The organism is Microcystis sp. LE19-41.2A (genome assembly GCF_027530405.1).
GTDB lineage: Bacteria > Cyanobacteriota > Cyanobacteriia > Cyanobacteriales > Microcystaceae > Microcystis > Microcystis aeruginosa.
Genome location: NZ_JAPZQJ010000258.1, coordinates 1 through 1,212, shown reverse-complemented (window position 1 = coordinate 1,212; position 1,212 = coordinate 1). Strand labels below are relative to the sequence as shown.

Sequence of the window (1,212 nt, the reverse complement as noted above, 5' to 3'; positions counted from 1 at the left end):
AGTATTCTCGCCGGGTTAGTATTAAATCGAGAGACGATTAAAAAAATCCTTCGGAGTGACATTATGAGAGAATCCGTCATCTATCAAGATATTTTAGAGGAAGGCAGAGAGGAAGGCGAGGAAAAGGGACTACAAAAAGGATTGCAAGCGGGTAAAGAAGAAAAAGCTCGACAAATTGCCCTAAAAATGCTATCTGCTGGTTTTTCTATCCCAGAAATCGCCCGATTTACCGATTTATCCCCCGACGCAATCGAGCAATTACAATCGAGAGACGATTAAAAAAATCCTTCGGAGTGACATTATGAGAGAATCCGTCATCTATCAAGATATTTTAGAGGAAGGAGAATTATCCGCTAAATTAACCTCTATACCCCGTTTATCAGCCTTAGGATTAAGTGCTGAACAAATTGCCCAAGCTTTAGACTTAGAAATTGAACAAGTACAACAAGTCATTGAGGGACAAAATTGAGGGAAAACGGACAGTATTTTCTATCGTCTCTTTCAGTAATAATTTTTGATCATTAATTCCCTACCAGATGCCGCCGCTCCTTGTTTATAATCATTCATGCCATACTGAAGATTCCACTCGATAATATGGGCAAAATCAAAGAGTTTTCGTATCTCTGGACAATCATCGTAGGTAATTAACCATTTAGCCTGACATTGACGCATATTATCGGCAAAACGTTGATGATCGAAGCTGGTATGTAAATTCCCTCTTACGCCGTACAAACGGGATTTTGTGGCACTATAGTAGGGGGGATCGAGAAAGATAAAAACTTCTTTTCCCTCAGCAAATAATAATTCTTCGTAGTCTTGGTTAGTAATTTTTACTGATGCTAATAACGGCGCAATTTGAGTTAATCTGGCAATTGATGAATCAGTAAATCTACTGGTAAAAGCTGCTTGAGAATACCCCCCCGAATCCACTGTTCCCGAAAAAGTAATCCGATTTAAGATAAAAAAACGCACTGCTTTCTCAAAGTCGGTTAACTTTAAATCTTCCCTTGTCAAATCTTGAAATAATTCTCGTCCTCTATCATATTTATGTTTAATTTCTGTTATTTTTGCTGGTTCTTCGGTTTGTCTTATGCAATGGACGGGGTTATAAAGAATGAAACCTTTATAGAGACAGACATTGCCGCAATTTTTGTCAATTGTTTGCGATCTGGAGCGAACTAATCAATTAAATCTCTTGCCAGATAAGGATTG

General features: G+C 38.0%; 3 protein-coding genes. 2 read left to right on the top strand and 1 reads right to left on the bottom strand.

From position 1 onward, the window contains the following. Both O9290_RS11320 and O9290_RS11315 read left to right on the top strand, forming a co-directional pair. The coding region (locus O9290_RS11320) for an Rpn/YhgA-type helix-turn-helix domain-containing protein (protein WP_502846459.1) at nucleotides 1-279 on the top strand (279 nt) is incomplete at its 5' end. A gap of 22 nt (nucleotides 280-301) precedes the next feature. Continuing rightward, the gene (locus O9290_RS11315; protein ID WP_288055744.1) at nucleotides 302-469 is read left to right on the top strand and encodes an aspartate aminotransferase; all 168 of its coding nucleotides are present in this window, start codon (nucleotides 302-304) and stop codon (nucleotides 467-469) included. 32 nt (nucleotides 470-501) lie between these two features. On the opposite strand, the gene O9290_RS11310 is transcribed toward O9290_RS11315, so the two are convergent. Next, a complete protein-coding gene (locus O9290_RS11310) occupies nucleotides 502-1,116 on the bottom strand; it encodes a DNA adenine methylase (protein WP_288055746.1) in 615 nt (204 codons plus the stop codon). Between the last annotated feature and the right edge of the window lie 96 nt (nucleotides 1,117-1,212).

Coding starts and splice junctions, on each gene's coding strand:
- O9290_RS11315 (WP_288055744.1), top strand. CDS start 302: ATGAGAGAATCCGTCATCTATCAAGATATTTTAGAGGAAGGAGAATTA.